Origin of the sequence: Pseudomonas sp. PB103 (genome assembly GCF_009764635.1) — a bacterium.
Taxonomy (GTDB): domain Bacteria; phylum Pseudomonadota; class Gammaproteobacteria; order Pseudomonadales; family Pseudomonadaceae; genus Aquipseudomonas.
Genome location: NZ_RWIL01000054.1, coordinates 1 through 18,370 on the forward strand (window position 1 = coordinate 1; position 18,370 = coordinate 18,370).

The window sequence follows — 18,370 nt, forward strand, 5'->3', positions numbered from 1 at the left end:
ATAAACGCAAAAGATCGCAGCCTTCGGCAGCTCCTACAGGAAACGCATTCCAATGTAGGAGCTGCCGAAGGCTGCGATCTTTTGATCTAAAAAAGCCCCGCGTGACTCAGTCAGGCGGGGCTTTCGCGTTACAGCAGGACGCTTAGTTCGAGCTAACAGCCGAACGCGGCACAACCGGCTGGTTGTCGTTGGAAATGGTCACTTCCACACGACGGTTCATCGCACGACCCGACACGCTGCCGTTCTCGGCAACCGGGTATTCCTTGCCGTAGCCCTGAGCAACGATGCGCGCTGGATCAACGCCCATTTTCACCAGAGCAGTACGCACGGAATTGGCGCGACGCTCAGACAGTGTCTGGTTGTGGCTCGCAGTACCGGTGCTGTCGGTGTAACCCTCGACAATCACTTTGCGATCAGGGTTTTCCTGGAGGAACTGCGCCAGTTTGTTGATGTTGACCAGACCGCTGGATTTCAGGTCAGCACGGTCGGTGGCGAACAGTACGTCACCGAAAGTCACCAGCGTACCGCGATCGGTCTGCTTGGCGTTCAGGCTGTCCTGCAGCTGTTTGATCTGCTGATCGCGAGCATCCAGACGTGCCTGGGCACGTTGGGCAGCGGCGTTCTTCAGGTTATTTTCAGCGGTGCGCAGGGCGATGGTCTGCTTGGCCACTTCCACACGCTGGTTGGTCAGGTAGGCCAGTTGGTCAACCTTGGCCGCGTCTTGCTTGTCCAGATAAGCCTTGTCGGCCTTGTCCAGGTAATCACTGGCGTCTTTGGTTTCCAGCGCTGCGACTTTGCTCGCTTGCGGGTTGGCTTGCAGACCCGAGTAGTTGGTGCGCGCGCTTTCCAGATTCGGGTTAGGTGGGGTCGAGCAGGCAGCCAGAGCGACACTTGCGGCCAGAAGAGCGGGGATCATCAGTTGCTTACGCATAATTTTTCGTCCTTTCTATCGATAAAAGTTTCAGCGTTGCGATCGGGATGCGCGCTTACTGCACAGTGCGCTGACTTTCCTGACGCAGTTCCTGAACACCTTTCTGGGAATCCTTCACGGCTTGTTCAGCCTTGGCTGCCTGAGCTTTGCGTTCGGCTACGCGAGCGTCCCACTCGGCTTGCTCGGACAGGGTGCGCGCTTCGTCATACTTCTTGTCGTGCATGGCGATTTCGGCTTGTTTCAGTTTGTCCTGCGCTTGCTTCATTTCGACCGCCGCGAACTCGGTACCGCCAGCGCTGACCGCGCTGTTGACTGCCGATTGGGTCACGGCGTACTGCTCGGTCGGCGGGTTACCGGCGCAACCGGCCAGTACAAAGCTGGTGCCGATTGCCAGGGCAGCCAGTTTCAGACCGCGCAGGTGGGTAAACGAGGTTTGGTTTTTCATGGTCTTCAACTCCATTAGGCATCTCCTGAAAACATCTGAATCCATCCTGGTCGAGGAGCCGAAAATGTCGTATCCAAGTGCGTTATTTGAAACGCTCGTTCCAGGCGTGGTTACAGCTTCCGACCGGAGGCGTTTTTCAAAAGTTCAGAAAAGATGGCCTATCGCCTAAATAATTTTTGACCGAATGGACAAGGCTCTGGGGCGGGAACTTTGGCGTGCTGAAGCGGTACGCGCGGGGGAAAAAAGACGTAGTTTTGGAGCTAAATTACAATTCCTGTGGGAGCTGGCTTGCCAGCGATGGGGCCATCAGATTCAACACATCGGCGACTGCACTGACGCCATCGCTGGCAAGCCAGCTCCCACAGGTTTTGAGGCGTTAGAAGTTTAGTGTTTTTGCTTGCCGGCAGCGGCCGAGAGGTCATGTAAGTGGCGGCGCGACAGCGCGAGAAACCGTGGCGTAGGCCCGACGTCTTCGTACAGCGGATCACCTTCCTCATCCGTCGCTACCACCGTCGAACCCTTCACATACGGCAGGCTCGCTTCAAACTCTTCAAGGGCGGCGCCGATCAGTTCGCCGAGCAGTTCTTCGGCATGCCGTTTAGGGTACATCTCGGCAATCGCTGCCAGTCGCGCAGCCGCTTCAACGTCCAGATGAATCGTGTAGCCAGTGTCAGTCAGGCGACCTTTGGCGTTTTCTTCCCAATGCTGGGCGAGTTCACGAATTTTCATGATGACCTCATTTCGCACCTGCTCATGGCAGGTCTGGGTGAGTGTCCGCCGGGGCCGGCGGCAAGCCGTTGTACGGCTTACTGTTGAGACTAGCTTTCGGCCACAAGGTTTAAAGTCCCTTGGTCGGATGCTTGTAAGAAGCGGCGCAGAGCGGCACTCTCTAGGTCATGCACTTGTTTCTAAGCCGTCCGGATTACTGCTGGGGAATTGCTGATGACCGATATTGATGCACGCTTGCGCGAAGACGTTCACCTGCTCGGAGAGCTGTTGGGCAACACCATTCGAGATCAATACGGCGAGGCGTTTCTCGACAAGATCGAGCAGATTCGCAAGGGCGCCAAGGCCGATCGCCGTGGCTCGATGGACGCTGAACTGAGCGCCAGCCTCAATCAATTGAGCGAGGACGAACTGCTCCCGGTGGCGCGCGCGTTCAACCAGTTTCTCAATCTGGCGAACATCGCCGAGCAGTATCAGTTGATCCATCGGCGCGAAGAGTCGCAGCCGGCGCCGTTCGAGTCCCGCGTGTTGCCGGAACTACTCGCGCGTTTGCGCAACGAAGGCCACAGTGCCGAATCGCTGGCGCGGCAACTGTCGCGACTGGAAATCGAACTGGTGCTGACCGCGCACCCGACCGAAGTCGCACGGCGCACGCTGATCCAGAAGTACGACGCGATCGCCGCGCAACTCGCAGCCCAGGATCATCGCGACCTGACCAGCGCCGAACGCGAACAGATTCAAAACACCCTGCAACGCTTGATTGCCGAAGCCTGGCACACCGAAGAAATCCGCCGCACACGACCGACGCCGGTTGATGAAGCCAAATGGGGTTTCGCGGTGATCGAGCATTCGCTGTGGCAGGCGATTCCCAACCATATGCGCAAGGCCGACAAGGCCTTGTTTGAAGCGACAGGCCTGCGCTTGCCGCTTGAAGCTGCACCGATCCGCTTCGCTTCGTGGATGGGCGGCGACCGTGACGGTAACCCCAACGTCACCGCCGCAGTAACCCGCGAAGTGTTGCTGCTGGCGCGCTGGATGGCCGCCGATTTGTACCTGCGTGATGTCGATCACCTCGCCGCCGAGTTGTCGATGCAGCAGGCCAGCGAGGCCCTGAAAGCCAAGGCTGGCGACAGCGCCGAACCGTATCGGGCGGTGCTCAAGCAATTGCGCGAACGTCTGCGTGCCACACGTAACTGGGCGCACGCCTCACTGGCGGCGAACACCCCGGCGCCGGCCGATGTGCTGCACAACAATCGCGACCTGCTCGATCCGCTGGAGCTGTGTTTCAACTCGCTGCACGAATGCGGCATGGGCGTGATCGCTGACGGCCCGCTGCTCGATTGCTTGCGCAGGGCGGTGACCTTCGGCCTGTTCCTCGTGCGCCTCGATGTGCGCCAGGACTCGTCACGACACAGCTCGGCGATGACCGAAATCACCGACTACCTCGGCCTTGGTCGCTACGAAGACTGGGACGAAGAGCAACGCATCACTTTCCTGACCCGCGAACTGAGCAATCGCCGGCCACTGCTGCCGGCACATTTCAAACCCTCGGCCGACACCGCCGAAGTGCTCAACACCTGCAAGGAAATTGCTGCGGCGCCGGGCGCCTCGCTCGGTTCCTACGTGATCTCCATGGCCGGCGCCGCTTCCGATGTGCTCGCCGTGCAACTGTTACTCAAAGAGTCCGGCGTACTGCGACCGATGCGCGTGGTGCCACTGTTCGAAACCCTCGCCGACCTCGATAACGCCGGGCCAGTGATGGAGCGGTTGTTGCTGCTGCCGGGTTACCGCGCACGGCTGCAAGGCCCACAGGAAGTGATGATCGGTTATTCCGACTCGGCTAAGGACGCCGGCACCACGGCAGCGGCCTGGGCGCAATATCGCGCGCAGGAGCGCTTGGTGGAAATTTGCCGTGAGCAGCAAGTCGAACTGCTGCTGTTCCACGGTCGCGGCGGCACCGTAGGCCGTGGCGGCGGCCCGGCGCACGCGGCGATTCTGTCGCAGCCACCGGGTTCGGTGGCGGGGCGTTTCCGTACCACCGAGCAGGGGGAAATGATTCGATTCAAATTCGGCCTGCCGGACATTGCCGAGCAAAACCTCAATCTGTATCTGGCGGCGGTGCTTGAAGCGACCTTGCTGCCACCACCGCCACCGACCCCGGAATGGCGTCATCTGATGGACGAATTGGCGGCCGATGGTGTCAGTGCTTACCGTCAGGTGGTGCGGGAAAATCCGCAGTTCGTTGAGTATTTCCGCCAGTCGACACCGGAGCAGGAGTTGGGCCGTTTGCCGCTCGGCAGTCGGCCGGCCAAACGTCGCGCGGGCGGTATCGAGAGTCTGCGAGCAATTCCGTGGATCTTCGGCTGGACGCAAACGCGGCTGATGCTGCCGGCGTGGCTCGGCTGGGAATCGGCGTTGAGCAAAGCGCTGGAACGTGGCGAAGGCGAGTTGCTCGGGCAGATGCGCGAGCAGTGGCCGTTCTTCCGCACGCGTATCGATATGTTGGAAATGGTGCTGGCCAAGGCTGACGCGGATATTGCGCTGTCCTACGATCAGCGTCTGGTCGAGCCGGACCTGCTGCCGTTGGGCGCGCAGTTACGCGACCTATTGTCGCAGGCGTGCGCGGTGGTACTTGGTCTGACTGGCCAGTCGCAGCTGCTGGCACATAGCCCGGACACCCTCGAATTCATCCGTTTGCGCAACACCTACCTCGACCCGCTGCATCTATTGCAGGCCGAGTTGCTGGCGCGTTCGCGGCAGCAGGAGGTCGAGCAGGGCAGCCCGGTGGAACAGGCGCTGCTGGTGTCTGTGGCGGGGATTGCCGCCGGTTTGCGTAACACCGGCTAAGGTTTCTGTCGTGGCGCGCGGCACCGGTCACAAACGCCGAATGCCGCTTTGCCTGCCCGGCGAAAGTGCCGTCAGGCGACAGTTAATGATGGGGTTGCGACTTGGGGTACCGCGTCGCAAGGTCGCGGGGGGCGTCGGTTTCTCCGACTTTTGGCGTCTTGTGTGGGCGCAGCCTGCTGTGTATCTTGATCACCCTTTGGCCGTTTGTGCGGCCACGACCCGTATTTTCAGGATTCGTCCCAAGAGGCGAATCCTTTGTTTTGTAAAAGCTTTTTATAAAAAAATTGAGGAGCACATCTAATGCGCGTCATTCTGCTGGGAGCTCCCGGGGCCGGTAAAGGTACTCAGGCTAAGTTCATCACCGAAAAATTCGGCATTCCACAAATTTCCACTGGCGACATGCTGCGTGCAGCGGTCAAGGCCGGTACTCCACTGGGCGTGCAAGCCAAGAGCATCATGGATGCCGGCGGCCTGGTGTCGGATGACCTGATCATCGCACTGGTTCAGGACCGTATCGCTCAGCCAGACTGCGCCAACGGTTTCCTGTTCGACGGTTTCCCGCGCACCATTCCGCAGGCTGAAGCACTGGTTAGCGCCGGCGTCGAGCTGGACGCTGTGGTTGAAATCGCTGTTGAAGACGAAGAAATCGTTCAACGCATCGCCGGCCGTCGTGTTCACGAAGCCAGTGGCCGCGTTTACCACATCGTCTACAACCCGCCGAAAATCGCAGGCAAAGACGACATCACCGGCGAAGAGCTGGTACAGCGCAAGGACGACACCGAAGAAACCGTGCGTCATCGCCTGTCGGTCTACCATTCGCAGACCAAGCCGCTGGTGGACTTCTACCAGAAGCTCTCGGCTGCCAACGGCAAGCCAAAGTACAGCCACATCGAAGGCGTTGGTTCGGTAGATGCAATCACCACCAAGGTGCTGGCAGCGCTGAGCTGAAAAGTCTGAATCGCAGCATCATCCACGGCCCGCTTGCGGGCCGTAGTTGTTTATACTGACGCACTTTTTCCCACCCCTGTTTTGGAAACATCGATGAGCACCTTGCTGGCCCTGGACACCGCGACCGAAGCTTGCTCCGTTGCCTTGCTGCATGACGGCAAGGTCACGAGCCATTACGAGGTGATCCCGCGCCTGCACGCGCAGAAGCTGTTGCCGATGATTCAGCAACTGCTGGCCGACGCCGGCACTACGTTGCAGGCGGTCGATGCGATCGCTTTCGGTCGCGGGCCGGGTGCGTTTACCGGTGTGCGGATTGCCATTGGTGTAGTGCAGGGGCTGGCATTTGCGCTGGAGCGCCCGGTGTTGCCGGTGTCCAACCTGGCGGTGTTGGCGCAGCGCGCGTTGCGTGAGCATGGCGTGAGCCAGGTCGCGGCCGCCATCGATGCGCGCATGGATGAGGTGTATTGGGGCTGCTACCGCGAGACGGCGGGGGAGATGCGCCTTGTTGGCGCTGAAGCGGTGTTGCCGCCGGAAGTGGTCGCGTTGCCGGCGGATGCCAGTGGCGAGTGGTTCGGTGCCGGCACCGGTTGGGGTTATGCCGAGCGCATCGCCGTCCAACTGACGGGCTCCGACGCCGGCATGCTGCCGCACGCCGAAGATCTGTTGACCCTGGCGCGCTTCGCCTGGGAACGCGGCGAATCGATCCCGGCGGACGACGCACAACCGGTTTATCTGCGCGACAAAGTCGCCACCCCCAAAGCTCGATAGTCCATCCGGAAATTCCCTCTGGTGAGGGGGTTTTTGTGGCTAAGGGGTTTTTGCAGTGAGGACATTTTGTGGCGAGGGGATTTATCCCCGATGGGCTGCGAAGCGGCCACAAAACCTGTTTACCCGGTGTATCAGGTACACCGCATCGTACGGATCTACGACTGCTGCGCAGCCGGTCGGGGATAAATCCCCTCACCACAAAAAACTCACCCTAGGCCTCCACCAAGCTTCCCCCCAAAACCCAGTGCGACATTCCGCGAATCCTGCCAATCGTCAGTTTCCACCCTCCGGTTTTAAACCTTTTGCGCTTTATGTGTTCTAGTTATCACTCGGCGATTTGCTAAGTCGGTCAGGTGCCGCTAAATTGCCATCATCGATACCGAGCATGAATTTATGCGTATAGACGGCCTCTCCTCTCAGTCCTATCCCATCAAGCGCAAGCCTCGCAAAGGCAATGTGACCGTGGATGAATCCGTCGACGATATCGACGGTGAGCTGGAATTTCCGACCGAAGAGCAACTGGCCGCCCGAGCTGCCAAAGCCTCTGCGCAACGCCTGAGCAATCTGCCTGCCCGTCAGCAAGACATGATCTACCACCGTGCGATGAAAAAGAGCGTGGCCATGGCCCTCGCCAGCTACCTGAGCACGGCCGGTTTTGTCGATTGGGATGCGGACGTGCTGGGCCTCGATCTGTACATCTGATGGCGCTGCCTTACTACCTCGGTTGCCCGTCCTGGAGCGAAAACGCCTGGCGCGAGTACCTCTATCCGCAAGACGCCAAAACCTCTGATTTTCTCAGCCTGTATTGCCAAGTGTTCAACGCTGTTGAAGGCAACACGACCTTCTACGCCAGCCCGTCGCCCGCCACCGTGCAGCGTTGGGCCGAGGTCATGCCCGCGCACTTTCGTTTCACCGCCAAATTCCCTGGCGATATCAGCCACAGTGGTGACCTGCGCGAGCAACTGACCGCCGCCGAGACTTTCCTGCAGTTGCTCAAGCCGCTGGGTGAACGCGTGTCGCCGCTGTGGCTGCAACTGTCGAAAAGCTTTACGCCGCATCGGCTGCCGGAACTGGCGGCGTTCATCGATGCGCTGGATTGCCCGCTGGCGGTGGAAGTGCGGCATGAACAATTCTTCGCCAAAGGCGAGAGCGAACGCCTGCTCAATCGCTTGTTGCTCGACCGTGGCGTCGAGCGCATCTGCCTTGATCCGCGCGCGCTGTTCAGTTGCCTGTCGACCGAGTCCTCGGTGATCCACGCGCAATCGAAAAAGCCCCGCGTGCCGACGCGTCCGGCGGCGTTCACACAATTCCCGCAGGTACGTTTCATCGGCCATCCCGAGCTTGAGGCCAACGACACGTTCCTCGTGCCGTGGGTGGCGAAAATCGCCGAGTGGATCGAAGAGGGGCGCACGCCGTATATCTTCCTGCACACCGCCGACAACTTGCTGGCGGCGAAGCTGGCGCAACGGTTTCATGCACAACTGATGCAACGTTTGCCTGGCTTGCCGTCCCTGCCTGAGCTATACAGAGAACCCGCCGCCGAGCAACTTGGCCTGCTCTGAGGCGATTTTTTTTGCCCTGGAGTCTGCCGATGGACGCGCAAACCGTTAAAGCCCACGCCTTCAAAGCGCTGCATGAGCGTTCGCAGATTTTCGTCATTCCCAATCCGTGGGATGCCGGTTCAGCGAAGATGCTCGCCAGCCTCGGCTATCAAGCCCTGGCAACGACCAGCGCCGGTTATGCGTTTTCCCAAGGCAAGGCCGATGGTGCGTTGAGTCTCGATGAGACCTTGGCCAACGTCCGCGCGATTGTCGCCGCGACCGATTTGCCGGTGGCGGTGGATCTGGAAAACGGTTTTGCCGATGATCCGGCCGAGTCCGCAAAAAGCCTGTTGCGCGCTGCCGAAGCGGGCGCAGTCGGTGGCTCGATCGAAGATGCGACGGGCCGACCGGACGCGCCAATCTACTGTTTCGAACACGCGGTGGCGCGCATCGAAGCCGCCGTCGCCGCCGTGCGCACGCTGCCGTTTCCCTTCATCCTCACCGCCCGTGCGGAGAATTATCTGCACGGCAATCCCGACATCAACGACACCATTCGCCGGCTAAAGGCTTTCGCTGACGCGGGCGCCGACGTGCTGTACGCGCCGGGTTTGCGCAATGCCGAAGAAGTGCGGGCGGTGGTGCGCGCGGTGGCGCCGAAACCGGTCAACGTGTTGATGTCCGGCGGTTTGAAACTGACCGTGCAGGAGCTGCAGGATATGGGCGTGCGCCGTATCAGCACCGGTTCGGCACTGGCGCTGGCGGCGTTCGGCGAGTTCTTGCGCGCCGCTGAAGAGATCCAGCAATCCGGCACGTTCGGGTTCACCTCGCAGTCGATGCCGTACGCCAAAGCCAATCAGTTCTTCAAGGACTGAGCATGGGGCGATGGACTGCACTGACGGTGCTGCTGCTCATCGGCGGCGCTGTCGTCAGTATCTGGCGCGGCTGGCTGGAGGTGCCGCCACAGTGGAATCCGTGGGCACCACTGGACGTCAAAGCCGCGCCCAACTGGCTGACCGGTTACAAGCTGATGCGTTTGCGCAGCGACCCGCAACTTTGTGCCCAGGCCTTGAGCAGCTCCGATCTGCGCGTCACGCGACAATCCGACAGCCCCGACGCCAAGTGCCCGCTGATCGGCGCTTTGCGCGTGCAGGGCGGTGAGGTGGCGCTGAGCAGCAGTTTCCTCGCCAGTTGTCCGCTGGCAGTCGCCTACGCCATGTTCGAACACCACACCCTGCAACCCGCTGCGCAAGCTGTGTACGGCGAGAAAGTCGTGCGCCTCGACCACCTCGGCAGCTTCGCCTGCCGCAATATCTACAACCGCGAGAGCGGCGCACTCAGTCGTCACGCCAGCGCCGATGCGCTGGACATCGCCGGGTTTCGTCTGGCCGACGGCCGCAGCATCAGCGTGCTCAAGGATTGGCCCAAGCAAAACCAGCACGCGCAGTTTCTGCGCCAGGTGCGCGACGGCGCCTGCGAGGCGTTCAGTGTGGTGTTGAGCCCGGATTACAACGCCGCCCATCGCAATCACTTTCATGTCGATGTCGGGCGTTGGAGCGTGTGTCGCTGAGGCTTAAGCGGCGATGCGCAGGTTCTGCAGAACGATCGGGCGTGCCCAGCCGTTATCGAAGTCCAGGGCCTTCTGTTGCTCGACGATTTCTTCCGGCGGGAACGGCGGATAAGGTTTTTGCAGCAGATCGAGGTCGAATTCGGCAATCGGCAGGTACAGCGGTTTCTTCTGCGGCGCGGCACCTGGCTCGGGTACTGGCTGGCCATTGTTGATCACGATCGGCCGTACCCAGCTGCTGTCGAAATCCTGCTGTTCTTGCTGAGCTTTCAGTTCTTCTGCCGGGAACGGTGGGAAAGGCTTGTCCAGCAGTTCCGTTTCGAACTCGGCGATCGGCAGGAACAATGGCTCCGGCGGGCGCACTTCGGTTTCCACCACATCGCATTCGCGCTGGCTGACGATGTGCGCGTGCAGGTCGCTGCCGATGGTCGGCTCTTCAGTGCTGCTCAGATCAACCGGTGGAAACGTGCCGCAGGCCGGCACCACATCACTCGACTGCTCGGCCATCGCCTGGGCAAAGAAATCCTGCCACAGATGACTGACGCCGCTCAGTGCTTGAGTGTTTTGACGGCTAAAGTCGCCATGGGGCGAGATGTAGCCAATCGATGTGGGAAGAATGCCTGACATTTTTTTCGGTTGACGCTCAGCTCTGGCAAAATGCGCGTTGAATGAGTTATCGGCGGTTTTTGCCGCTCCTTGAATTTTTGAGCGTGTTTTCCATGATTGAGCAACCCGCGGCCTGCCGCATTTATGTTCAGGCCCTCGGCCCGACGTTTGAAGTGCAAGCCGAGCAGTGGGCCGAGCGTCTCGGTCTGCCGCGTGAGGTGGCGGACGGCGAGTTTGCCTTGCAGGTCGGCGAGCAGGGTTTGCAGCTGCAGCAGCTTGGCCCGGACGCACCGGGGCCGGTGCGGGTCGACTTCGTCGAGGGCGGCGCGGCGCATCGGCGTTTATACGGTGGCGGCAGCGGGCAGATGATCGCCAAGGCTGTCGGCGTCGCGCAAGGCGTGCGCCCGCGCGTGCTGGATGCCACGGCGGGGCTGGGCAAGGATGCGTTTGTGCTGGCCAGCCTCGGTTGCGAGATGAGCCTGATCGAGCGTCAGCCGTTGATTGGCGCGCTGCTCGAAGATGGTCTGGCGCGCGGTGCTGAAGATTTCGACGTGGCGCCGATTGTGGCGCGGATGAAATTGCTCAAAGGCAATTCCATCGAGGTCATGCAGAACTGGGAAGGTGAGGCGCCGCAGGTGATCTACCTCGACCCGATGTTTCCGCACCGCGAGAAGACAGCGCTGGTGAAGAAGGAAATGCGCCTGTTCCGGCCGTTGGTGGGCGATGACCCGGATGCGCCGGCGCTGTTGCAGGCGGCTTTGGCCCTGGCGACGCACCGGGTGGTGGTCAAGCGACCGCGCAAGGCGCCGTGCATTGAAGGGCCGAAGCCGAGTCATGCACTGGATGGCAAATCGAGCCGCTACGATATCTACCCGAAGAAAGCGCTCAAGCCTTAATCCGCGTCGCTTCTATCGCTGGCAAGCCAGCTCCCACAGGGTTCAGCGGTGTGCAGACGATTTGTGATCACACCCAAATCCTTGTGGGAGCTGGCTTGCCAGCGATGGCGTCAGTGCCGACACCGCAGAAGTCAGGGCTTGTATGCGCGCATAAACAGCCCCACAACTTCCTCAATATGGCTCTGCGAAGCCTCTTCGCTCAACGGCTCCCCACAGCCATACAACAACCGAAAATTCCCCGCACCTTTGATCAGGCAGAAGAAATGCTCGGCCGCATTACGCGGCAGGTCGATATTCAGCGCGCCCGTCTCATGGATGCGCGTCAGCAGCCGCTCCATGCCCAGCACCATGCGCTGTGGCCCCGCCTCGAAGAAGATCAGCGACAACTTCGGATCCTGACTGCCCAGCGCCATGATCAAACGGTGCAAATTCACCGATTCATCGCTGTTGATCAGGTGATGAAAGCCTCGCGCAATGTTCAGCAACACATTTTCGACGGCGATGCCTTCGGGCAATTCGAAGAACAGCGGCGGTAATTGCTCCTCGCATTTGGCCACCACGGCGGCGGAGAACAGCGTCTCCTTGTCGTTGAAATGGCTGTAAACCGTCAGCTTCGACACGCCAGCCTCGCTGGCGACCGCGTCCATGCTGGTGTTGGCATAACCATGACTCAGAAACAGAGTTTTCGCGGCGTCGAGGATCGCCTGGCGCTTGGCCAGATCCTTGGGACGGCCCGGGCCGTTTGGAGCTGCAAGATTGTTCGACATTCTTCGCTTTTATTACTGGACTGGTGAGTTTGCTATTAATAACATACCGGCCAGTATAATTATTCCAAGCAGCATTAGCGAAAGGTCCATCACCATGTTCCGTCATGCACTGCATTTCACGTGGCCATTTGCATTGCCAGTGAGTCTGGCGTTGTTATTGTCCGCATGCGGTCAGGACGAGGCGACGCAAGTCACCGTGCGACCGGCTATGGTGGTGCAGCCAGAGCCTTCGGCGCAGGCGATGGAAAGTTATCCGGGCGAGGTGCGCGCCCGCTACGAACCGGATCTGGCGTTCCGCATCGGCGGCAAAGTCAGCCGACGACTGGTCGATGAAGGTCAGCGCGTGAAAGCCGATCAAGCGCTCGCCGAACTCGATCCGCAGGACGTGCGCCTGCAACTCGAAGCCACCCGCGCACAGGTCGCTGCCGCCGAAGCCAATCTCAATCTGGTGCGCTCCGAGCGCGATCGCTACAAGACCCTGATGGATCGGCAGATGGTCAGCCGCTCGGCCTACGACAACGCCGAAAACCTTTACCGTTCTGGTGAAGCCCGCCTTAAACAAATCAAAGCTGAATTCAACGTTTCGACCAATCAGGCCAGTTACGCGGTACTGCGTGCGCCGCAGGACGGCGTGGTGGCCAAGCGTTCGGTGGAAGTCGGGCAAGTGGTGGCCGCCGGGCAAACCATGTTCACCCTCGCCACTGATGGCGAACGTGAAGTGCTGATCAGCCTGCCGGAACAGAGCTTTGGCCGCTTCAAGGTCGGTCAGCCGGTCACCGTCGAGTTGTGGACGCAGCAGAATCAGCGCTTCGCCGGACAGATCCGCGAACTGTCGCCCGCCGCCGATCCACGCTCGCGCACCTTCGCCGCACGCATCTCTTTCACCAGTGGCAAAGTCCCGGCGGAGTTGGGCCAGAGCGCTCGCGTGTTCGTGCAATCGGCCGATGCCGTGTCGCTGTCGGTGCCGCTTTCTGCACTCACCGCTGAAAACGGCGCGACCTACGTCTGGGTCGTCAACGGCAACAACACGGTGAAGAAAACCCCGGTGCGCATCGGCCCGTTCGGCGAAAAAACCGTGCCAGTGCTGGAAGGCCTGAACGCCAGCGACTGGGTAGTGGCGGCTGGCGTGCATGTATTGCTCGAAGGGCAGCAGGTGCGTCCGGTGGATCGCTCCAACCGTGTGGTCAATCTGGCGGACAAGGAGTAAGCCCCGATGCGCTTCAACCTTTCCGAATGGGCGCTGCGTAATCGCCAGATCGTACTGTTCCTGATGCTTTTGCTGGCCATCGTCGGCGCGTTGTCCTACACCAAGCTCGGTCAGAGTGAAGACCCGCCGTTCACCTTCAAGGCCATGGTCATCCAGACTCGCTGGCCGGGCGCGACCGCGCAGGAAGTCTCGCGCCAGGTTACCGAACGCATCGAAAAGAAACTGATGGAAACCGGCGAGTACGAGCGCATCGTCTCGTTTTCACGTCCCGGTGAATCGCAGGTGATGTTTATCGCCCGTGACTCGATGCATTCCAAGGATATTCCCGACCTCTGGTACCAGGTGCGCAAGAAGGTCAGCGATATCCGCCAGACCTTGCCGCCGGACATTCAGGGGCCGTTCTTCAACGATGAATTCGGCACCACGTTCGGCAATATCTATGCGCTGACCGGCGATGGTTTCGATTACGCAGTGCTCAAGGATTACGCCGATCGCATCCAGATCCAGCTGCAACGGGTCAAGGACGTCGGCAAGGTCGAGCTGCTCGGTTTGCAGGACGAAAAAATCTGGGTCGAACTGTCCAACGTCAAACTGGCAACCCTCGGTTTACCACTGGCGGCGGTGCAACAGGCGCTGCAAGAACAGAACGCGGTATCGACCGCCGGGTTCTTTGAAACCGGTAGCGAGCGATTGCAGCTACGGGTCTCGGGGAATTTTCAGACAGTCGATGAGATAAGAAACTTCCCGATCCGCGTCGGTGATCGTACGTTCCGCATCTCCGATGTCGCTGATGTGCGGCGCGGTTTCAATGATCCTCCGGCACCGCGCATGCGCTTCATGGGCGAAGACGCGCTGGGTCTGGCAGTCGCGATGAAGGATGGCGGCGATATTCTCGTGCTCGGTAAAGCGCTGGAAGTCGAGTTCTCGCGCATCCAGAAAAACCTGCCGGCCGGCATGCAGTTGCGCAAGGTCTCCGATCAGCCGGCAGCAGTAAAAACCGGGGTTGGCGAGTTCGTCCAGGTGTTGGTCGAAGCGCTGGCGATCGTGTTGCTGGTGAGCTTCTTCTCCCTCGGCGTGCGCACCGGGATGGTCGTCGCGCTGACCATTCCGCTGGTGCTGGCGATGACCTTTGCCTGCATGTATTACCTGGGCATCGGCCTGCACAAGATTTCCCTGGGGGCGCTGGTGCTGGCGCTGGGTCTGTTGGTGGACGACGCGATCATTGCTGTGGAAATGATGGCGATCAAAATCGAGCAGGGCTTCGATCGCATCCGCGCGGCGAGTTACGCCTGGACCAGCACGGCGTTCCCGATGCTCACCGGTACGTTGATCACCGCTGCCGGGTTCTTGCCGATTGCCACCGCGCAATCGGGCACCGGCGAATACACGCGCTCGATCTTTCAGGTGGTGACCATTGCGCTGCTGGCGTCATGGGTGGCGGCGGTGGTGTTTGTGCCGTATCTGGGGGAAAAACTCCTGCCGGATCTGGCGAAAATTCACGCGGCCAAACATGGCTCCGGCGATGGTCAACCCGATCCGTATGGCACGCCGTTTTATCAGCGGGTTCGGCGTCTGGTCGAGTGGTGTGTGGTTCACCGCAAGACTGTGATTGTGCTGACGGTAGGACTGTTTATCGCCTCGGTGATGTTGTTCCGCTTCGTGCCGCAGCAGTTCTTCCCGGCCTCCAACCGGCTGGAGCTGATGGTTGATCTGAAGTTGGCCGAAGGTGCCTCGCTGGCCAATACCGCCGCAGAGGTCAAACGACTGGAAGCGATGCTCAAGGATCACGCCGGCATCGACAACTATGTGGCCTATATCGGCACCGGTTCGCCGCGTTTTTACCTGCCGCTGGATCAGCAATTACCGGCCGTGAGCTTTGCGCAGTTTGTGGTGTTGGCCAAGACCATCGAAGAGCGTGAGGCGCTGCGCAGCTGGTTGATCGCGACGCTTGATGAACAATTCCCGGCCATGCGCTCACGGGTTACGCGCCTGGAAAACGGCCCGCCGGTAGGTTATCCGGTGCAGTTCCGGGTGACCGGTGAACACATCGAAGAAGTCCGCGCGCTGGCGCGAAAAGTTGCGGCCAGGGTTCGTGAGAATCCGCATGTGGTCAACGTGCATCTGGATTGGGAAGAGCCGAGCAAAGTCGTGTACCTGAACATTGATCAGGACCGCGCGCGGGCGCTCGGTGTGAGCACGGCCAATCTGGCGAAATTCCTGCAGAGTTCGTTGACCGGGTCGAGTGTCAGTCAGTATCGCGAAGACAATGAGTTGATCGAGATTCTGCTGCGCGGCACGGTGCATGAGCGTACTGAGTTGTCGCTGTTGCCGAGCCTGGCGGTGCCGACGGATAACGGTCGCAGTGTGGCGTTATCGCAGGTTGCGACGTTGGAATACGGCTTCGAAGAGGGGATTATCTGGAGCCGCAATCGTCTGCCGACGGTGACGGTGCGGGCGGATATTTATGGCAAGGAGCAGCCGGCGACGCTGGTGAAGCAGATCATGCCGACGCTGGACCCGGTTCGTGCTGAATTGCCTGACGGCTATTTGCTGGAGGTCGGTGGCACGGTGGAGGATTCCGAGCGTGGGCAGAAGTCGGTGAATGCCGGGGTGCCGATGTTCATCGTCGTGGTGCTGACGTTGCTGATGGTGCAGTTGCGCAGTTTTTCGCGCACGGCGATGGTGTTCTTGACGGCGCCGCTGGGGTTGATCGGGGTGGTGCTGTTTTTGCTGGTGTTCCGTCAGCCGTTCGGGTTTGTGGCGATGTTGGGGACGATTGCGTTGTCCGGGATGATCATGCGCAATTCGGTGATTCTGGTGGATCAGATCGAGCAGGATATTGCCTCGGGACTGAGGCCTTGGCAGGCGATTATCGAGGCGACGGTGCGGCGGTTTCGGCCGATTGTGTTGACGGCTTTGGCGGCGGTGTTGGCGATGATTCCGTTGTCGCGCAGTGTGTTTTTCGGGCCGATGGCGGTGGCGATCATGGGCGGGTTGATTGTTGCTACGGCGTTGACGCTGTTGTTTTTGCCGGCGTTGTATGCGGCTTGGTTCAGGGTTCGGCGGGAATCCGTTTGAGCTTGGCGGCCTTTGCGCCGACCATGCTCTGGGTGTTCTTTGTGAATATCCGTTTCTGCGGGGGTTGCCGCTGGCGGTTTCGCTTTTACAGCGAGTCCCTTTGGCAAACGCCCCAAAGGAACCAAAGGTCTGTGCCCTGACGTCCGGCCCTCGCTAAGGCTCGGGTTCCTTCGTTCCGGGTTCATCCGGGGGCATCGTCTACGGTTTGCTGCGCTGCACCTCCCTCGATGCTTTCCCCGTATGAATCCCTCCACTCAGCCTCCCGACGGGCTCTAAGATCAAAAGCAGGCGAGCTGACACTCGGCCTAGTGTTGGCGCGGGTTTGATTTCATGTAGGAGCTGCCGAAGGCTGCGATCTTTTGATCTTGTCTTTGATACAGATACTCAAGATCAAAAGATCGCAGCCTTCGGCAGCTCCTACATGGGACGTTACAACGTGCCGAAGACTTTCTTCGCCAGACTCGTCGCCGCAGCGGCCGGGTTCTGGCGGATGGTTTCTTCCTGTTTGCCGATCATTTCGAACAAGCCATTCAGCGCCTGCTCGGTCACGTAGTTTTCGACGTTCGCGCTCTTCGCATCGACCACACCGAACGCTGCGGCCTGGCCGGCAAACGAGTTGTACTTCTGCGCCACGCCAACCTTGTCGGTCGCCTGTTTGACGATTGGCAGGAACTTGGCGCGGATTTGTTCGCGGCTGGATTTGTCGAGGTATTGCGTGGCCGAATCCTGGCCGCCGCTGAGGATGCCTTTCGCGTCGGCGACGCTCATTTTTTTCACGGCGTCGACGAGGATTGGCTGGGCCTGGGTCACTGCACTTTCCGCCGCTTTGTTCATCGCGGTTTCCAGCTCTTCAACCTGGGCGCCCATGCCGAAGGCTTTCATTTTGCTGGCAGCTTTGCCGAGTTTGCCCGGCAGTTCGATTTTCACCTCCGGGTTGTTACTGAAGCCGCCCGGGGTGCCGAGTTGTTTGACGGCGATTTGCGCGCCTTGGGTCAAGGCATCCTTGAGGCCACCGGTGGCGTCTTTTTGCGACAGGTCACTGAGCGACAGCGCCATGGCGTTGGCGCAGATCATCAAGCCCGCGCAGAGGCCGGCGAAGCGTAGGGTAGGGCGGAGCATGGTGGCTTCCTTGTACGTTAAAAGCGATTAGCGAATGGCGTCGACGCGGATTTTCAGCGGCTGCGGATCGTTGCCGTCGAGTTGCACGGCGTGGTTCTCGGTGGTGATGAACATCAGCTCACCGTTGACTTCAATGCGCGCGCTGACCGAATAGCGGTGGCCGGGTTTGACCTGGGCCGGATCGTAGTTCAAATGGAACGGCAGTGGCACCTGGCCTTTGATCGGGCCTTTCTGTTCATCGAGCACGACCGCCGGGGCGTCGGCGAGGGAAACGTCTTGCAGGCTCACGCTCAGGGTCGCGCTCGGTGGCAGGGCGATGCGCTGCAGGTAGAACACTTCGCCATCGAGGCCGACCTTGCCGGCGGGGGTGGTCGATTGGCAGGCGCTCAACAGCGTGGCGGCAGCGAGAAGGGTGATCTTTTTCATGGGTGAACTCCGTAGCAAAGGCACCAGATTACGTCTGGTGCCGAAGACAATTTAACGGATATCCACTTGAGAGTCTCGTGTGCGTCTGTCGAGTGTTTTTTGAATTAAACGATAAAGACTATTTCGAGTGGAACCGTTTCGACATGAGGTTCACTGTTGTGCATGGACACCGAAAAATAATGGTCGGCTCTTACCATAAGGGTCGGATCTGGATCATCTGCAAAACTCAGGTGTTTGCCATCTTCTGTTTGCACTCGGCTGGGTTGCCAGATATTTAAAACAATGTGGAAGGCTTTGCTGGTGTCTTGCGGATCCTGGTGTGTTGTAAAGTCGCCACCCAGCGCGTTGGAACTGAAGCTTTCATCGAATGTTGTAATGAGGAGTTGTTCTTCGAGGTTGTCGTTGATTTCGTAAATAAACTCTTCCAGCGCCAAGTGGTCGCCAAGTCCGTAGGGCACGCTTTCTATGTTGTAACTGAATTTAATGGTTTTGTTCATGATA

At 59.8% G+C, this 18,370-nt stretch carries 18 protein-coding genes; 10 read left to right on the plus strand and 8 right to left on the minus strand.

Features of this window, described 5'->3' with window-relative positions; translation table 11 throughout:
• Positions 1-142: 142 nt before the first annotated feature.
• From EJA70_RS10605 to EJA70_RS10615, 3 genes are all read right to left on the minus strand, one after another.
• Entirely contained in the window at positions 143-931 is a 789-nt protein-coding gene (locus EJA70_RS10605; protein ID WP_158830707.1) for an OmpA family protein, read from the minus strand.
• A 55-nt stretch (positions 932-986) separates the two neighbouring features.
• Entirely contained in the window at positions 987-1,391 is a 405-nt protein-coding gene (locus EJA70_RS10610) for a DUF4398 domain-containing protein (RefSeq protein ID WP_034154861.1), read from the minus strand.
• Positions 1,392-1,760: 369 nt separating this feature from the next.
• Positions 1,761-2,105: a hypothetical protein gene (locus tag EJA70_RS10615; protein ID WP_008078374.1), complete on the minus strand. Its 345-nt coding sequence runs from the start codon at positions 2,103-2,105 to the stop codon at positions 1,761-1,763.
• A gap of 213 nt (positions 2,106-2,318) precedes the next feature.
• On the opposite strand from EJA70_RS10615, the gene ppc reads away from it, so the two are divergent.
• From ppc to EJA70_RS10650, 7 genes are all read left to right on the plus strand, one after another.
• Complete coding sequence (gene ppc / locus EJA70_RS10620) at positions 2,319-4,949, plus strand: phosphoenolpyruvate carboxylase (protein ID WP_158830708.1); 2,631 nt, start codon at positions 2,319-2,321, stop codon at positions 4,947-4,949.
• Between the two features lie 300 nt (positions 4,950-5,249).
• On the plus strand, positions 5,250-5,897 hold the full coding sequence (adk, locus tag EJA70_RS10625) for an adenylate kinase (protein ID WP_093436683.1): 648 nt from the start codon (positions 5,250-5,252) through the stop codon (positions 5,895-5,897).
• Positions 5,898-5,990: 93 nt separating this feature from the next.
• On the plus strand, positions 5,991-6,665 hold the full coding sequence (gene tsaB, locus EJA70_RS10630; RefSeq protein WP_158830709.1) for a tRNA (adenosine(37)-N6)-threonylcarbamoyltransferase complex dimerization subunit type 1 TsaB: 675 nt from the start codon (positions 5,991-5,993) through the stop codon (positions 6,663-6,665).
• Between the two features lie 393 nt (positions 6,666-7,058).
• Positions 7,059-7,367 (plus strand): hypothetical protein, encoded by a 309-nt coding sequence (locus tag EJA70_RS10635; protein WP_008078387.1) that lies wholly within the window; start codon positions 7,059-7,061, stop codon positions 7,365-7,367.
• A complete protein-coding gene (locus tag EJA70_RS10640; RefSeq protein WP_158830710.1) occupies positions 7,367-8,227 on the plus strand; it encodes a DUF72 domain-containing protein in 861 nt (286 codons plus the stop codon). The genes EJA70_RS10635 and EJA70_RS10640 overlap by 1 nt, the downstream gene beginning before the upstream one ends.
• 29 nt (positions 8,228-8,256) lie before the next feature.
• Positions 8,257-9,078, plus strand: a complete 822-nt coding sequence (locus EJA70_RS10645) for an oxaloacetate decarboxylase (RefSeq protein ID WP_158830711.1) — start codon at positions 8,257-8,259, stop codon at positions 9,076-9,078.
• A 2-nt stretch (positions 9,079-9,080) separates the two neighbouring features.
• Positions 9,081-9,773 carry an extensin family protein gene (locus tag EJA70_RS10650; RefSeq protein WP_158830712.1) on the plus strand — a complete coding sequence of 231 codons (693 nt, stop codon included), beginning with the start codon at positions 9,081-9,083 and terminating at the stop codon, positions 9,771-9,773.
• A gap of 3 nt (positions 9,774-9,776) precedes the next feature.
• Here the strand turns inward: EJA70_RS10650 and EJA70_RS10655 are convergent, their stop codons facing one another.
• On the minus strand, positions 9,777-10,397 hold the full coding sequence (locus tag EJA70_RS10655) for a hypothetical protein (protein WP_008078403.1): 621 nt from the start codon (positions 10,395-10,397) through the stop codon (positions 9,777-9,779).
• 92 nt (positions 10,398-10,489) lie between these two features.
• Between EJA70_RS10655 and EJA70_RS10660 the strand changes: the two genes are divergently transcribed.
• Positions 10,490-11,272 (plus strand): class I SAM-dependent methyltransferase, encoded by a 783-nt coding sequence (locus tag EJA70_RS10660; RefSeq protein WP_158830713.1) that lies wholly within the window; start codon positions 10,490-10,492, stop codon positions 11,270-11,272.
• Positions 11,273-11,403: 131 nt separating this feature from the next.
• Here EJA70_RS10660 and EJA70_RS10665 read toward each other — a convergent pair whose 3' ends face one another.
• Positions 11,404-12,039, minus strand: a complete 636-nt coding sequence (locus EJA70_RS10665) for a TetR/AcrR family transcriptional regulator (RefSeq protein WP_158830714.1) — start codon at positions 12,037-12,039, stop codon at positions 11,404-11,406.
• A gap of 94 nt (positions 12,040-12,133) precedes the next feature.
• Here EJA70_RS10665 and EJA70_RS10670 point away from each other — a divergent pair, with 94 nt between their 5' ends.
• Complete coding sequence (locus tag EJA70_RS10670) at positions 12,134-13,246, plus strand: efflux RND transporter periplasmic adaptor subunit (RefSeq protein ID WP_158830715.1); 1,113 nt, start codon at positions 12,134-12,136, stop codon at positions 13,244-13,246.
• A gap of 6 nt (positions 13,247-13,252) precedes the next feature.
• Positions 13,253-16,324 carry an efflux RND transporter permease subunit gene (locus tag EJA70_RS10675; protein WP_158830716.1) on the plus strand — a complete coding sequence of 1,024 codons (3,072 nt, stop codon included), beginning with the start codon at positions 13,253-13,255 and terminating at the stop codon, positions 16,322-16,324.
• 429 nt (positions 16,325-16,753) lie between these two features.
• Here the strand turns inward: EJA70_RS10675 and EJA70_RS10680 are convergent, their stop codons facing one another.
• From EJA70_RS10680 to EJA70_RS10690, 3 genes are all read right to left on the minus strand, one after another.
• Positions 16,754-17,443, minus strand: coding sequence for a DUF4197 domain-containing protein (locus tag EJA70_RS10680; RefSeq protein WP_008078422.1), 690 nt, complete (start codon positions 17,441-17,443; stop codon positions 16,754-16,756).
• Between the two features lie 27 nt (positions 17,444-17,470).
• Positions 17,471-17,869 (minus strand): YbaY family lipoprotein, encoded by a 399-nt coding sequence (locus EJA70_RS10685; protein ID WP_158830717.1) that lies wholly within the window; start codon positions 17,867-17,869, stop codon positions 17,471-17,473.
• A 104-nt stretch (positions 17,870-17,973) separates the two neighbouring features.
• Positions 17,974-18,366 carry a hypothetical protein gene (locus EJA70_RS10690; protein ID WP_158830718.1) on the minus strand — a complete coding sequence of 131 codons (393 nt, stop codon included), beginning with the start codon at positions 18,364-18,366 and terminating at the stop codon, positions 17,974-17,976.
• Between the last annotated feature and the right edge of the window lie 4 nt (positions 18,367-18,370).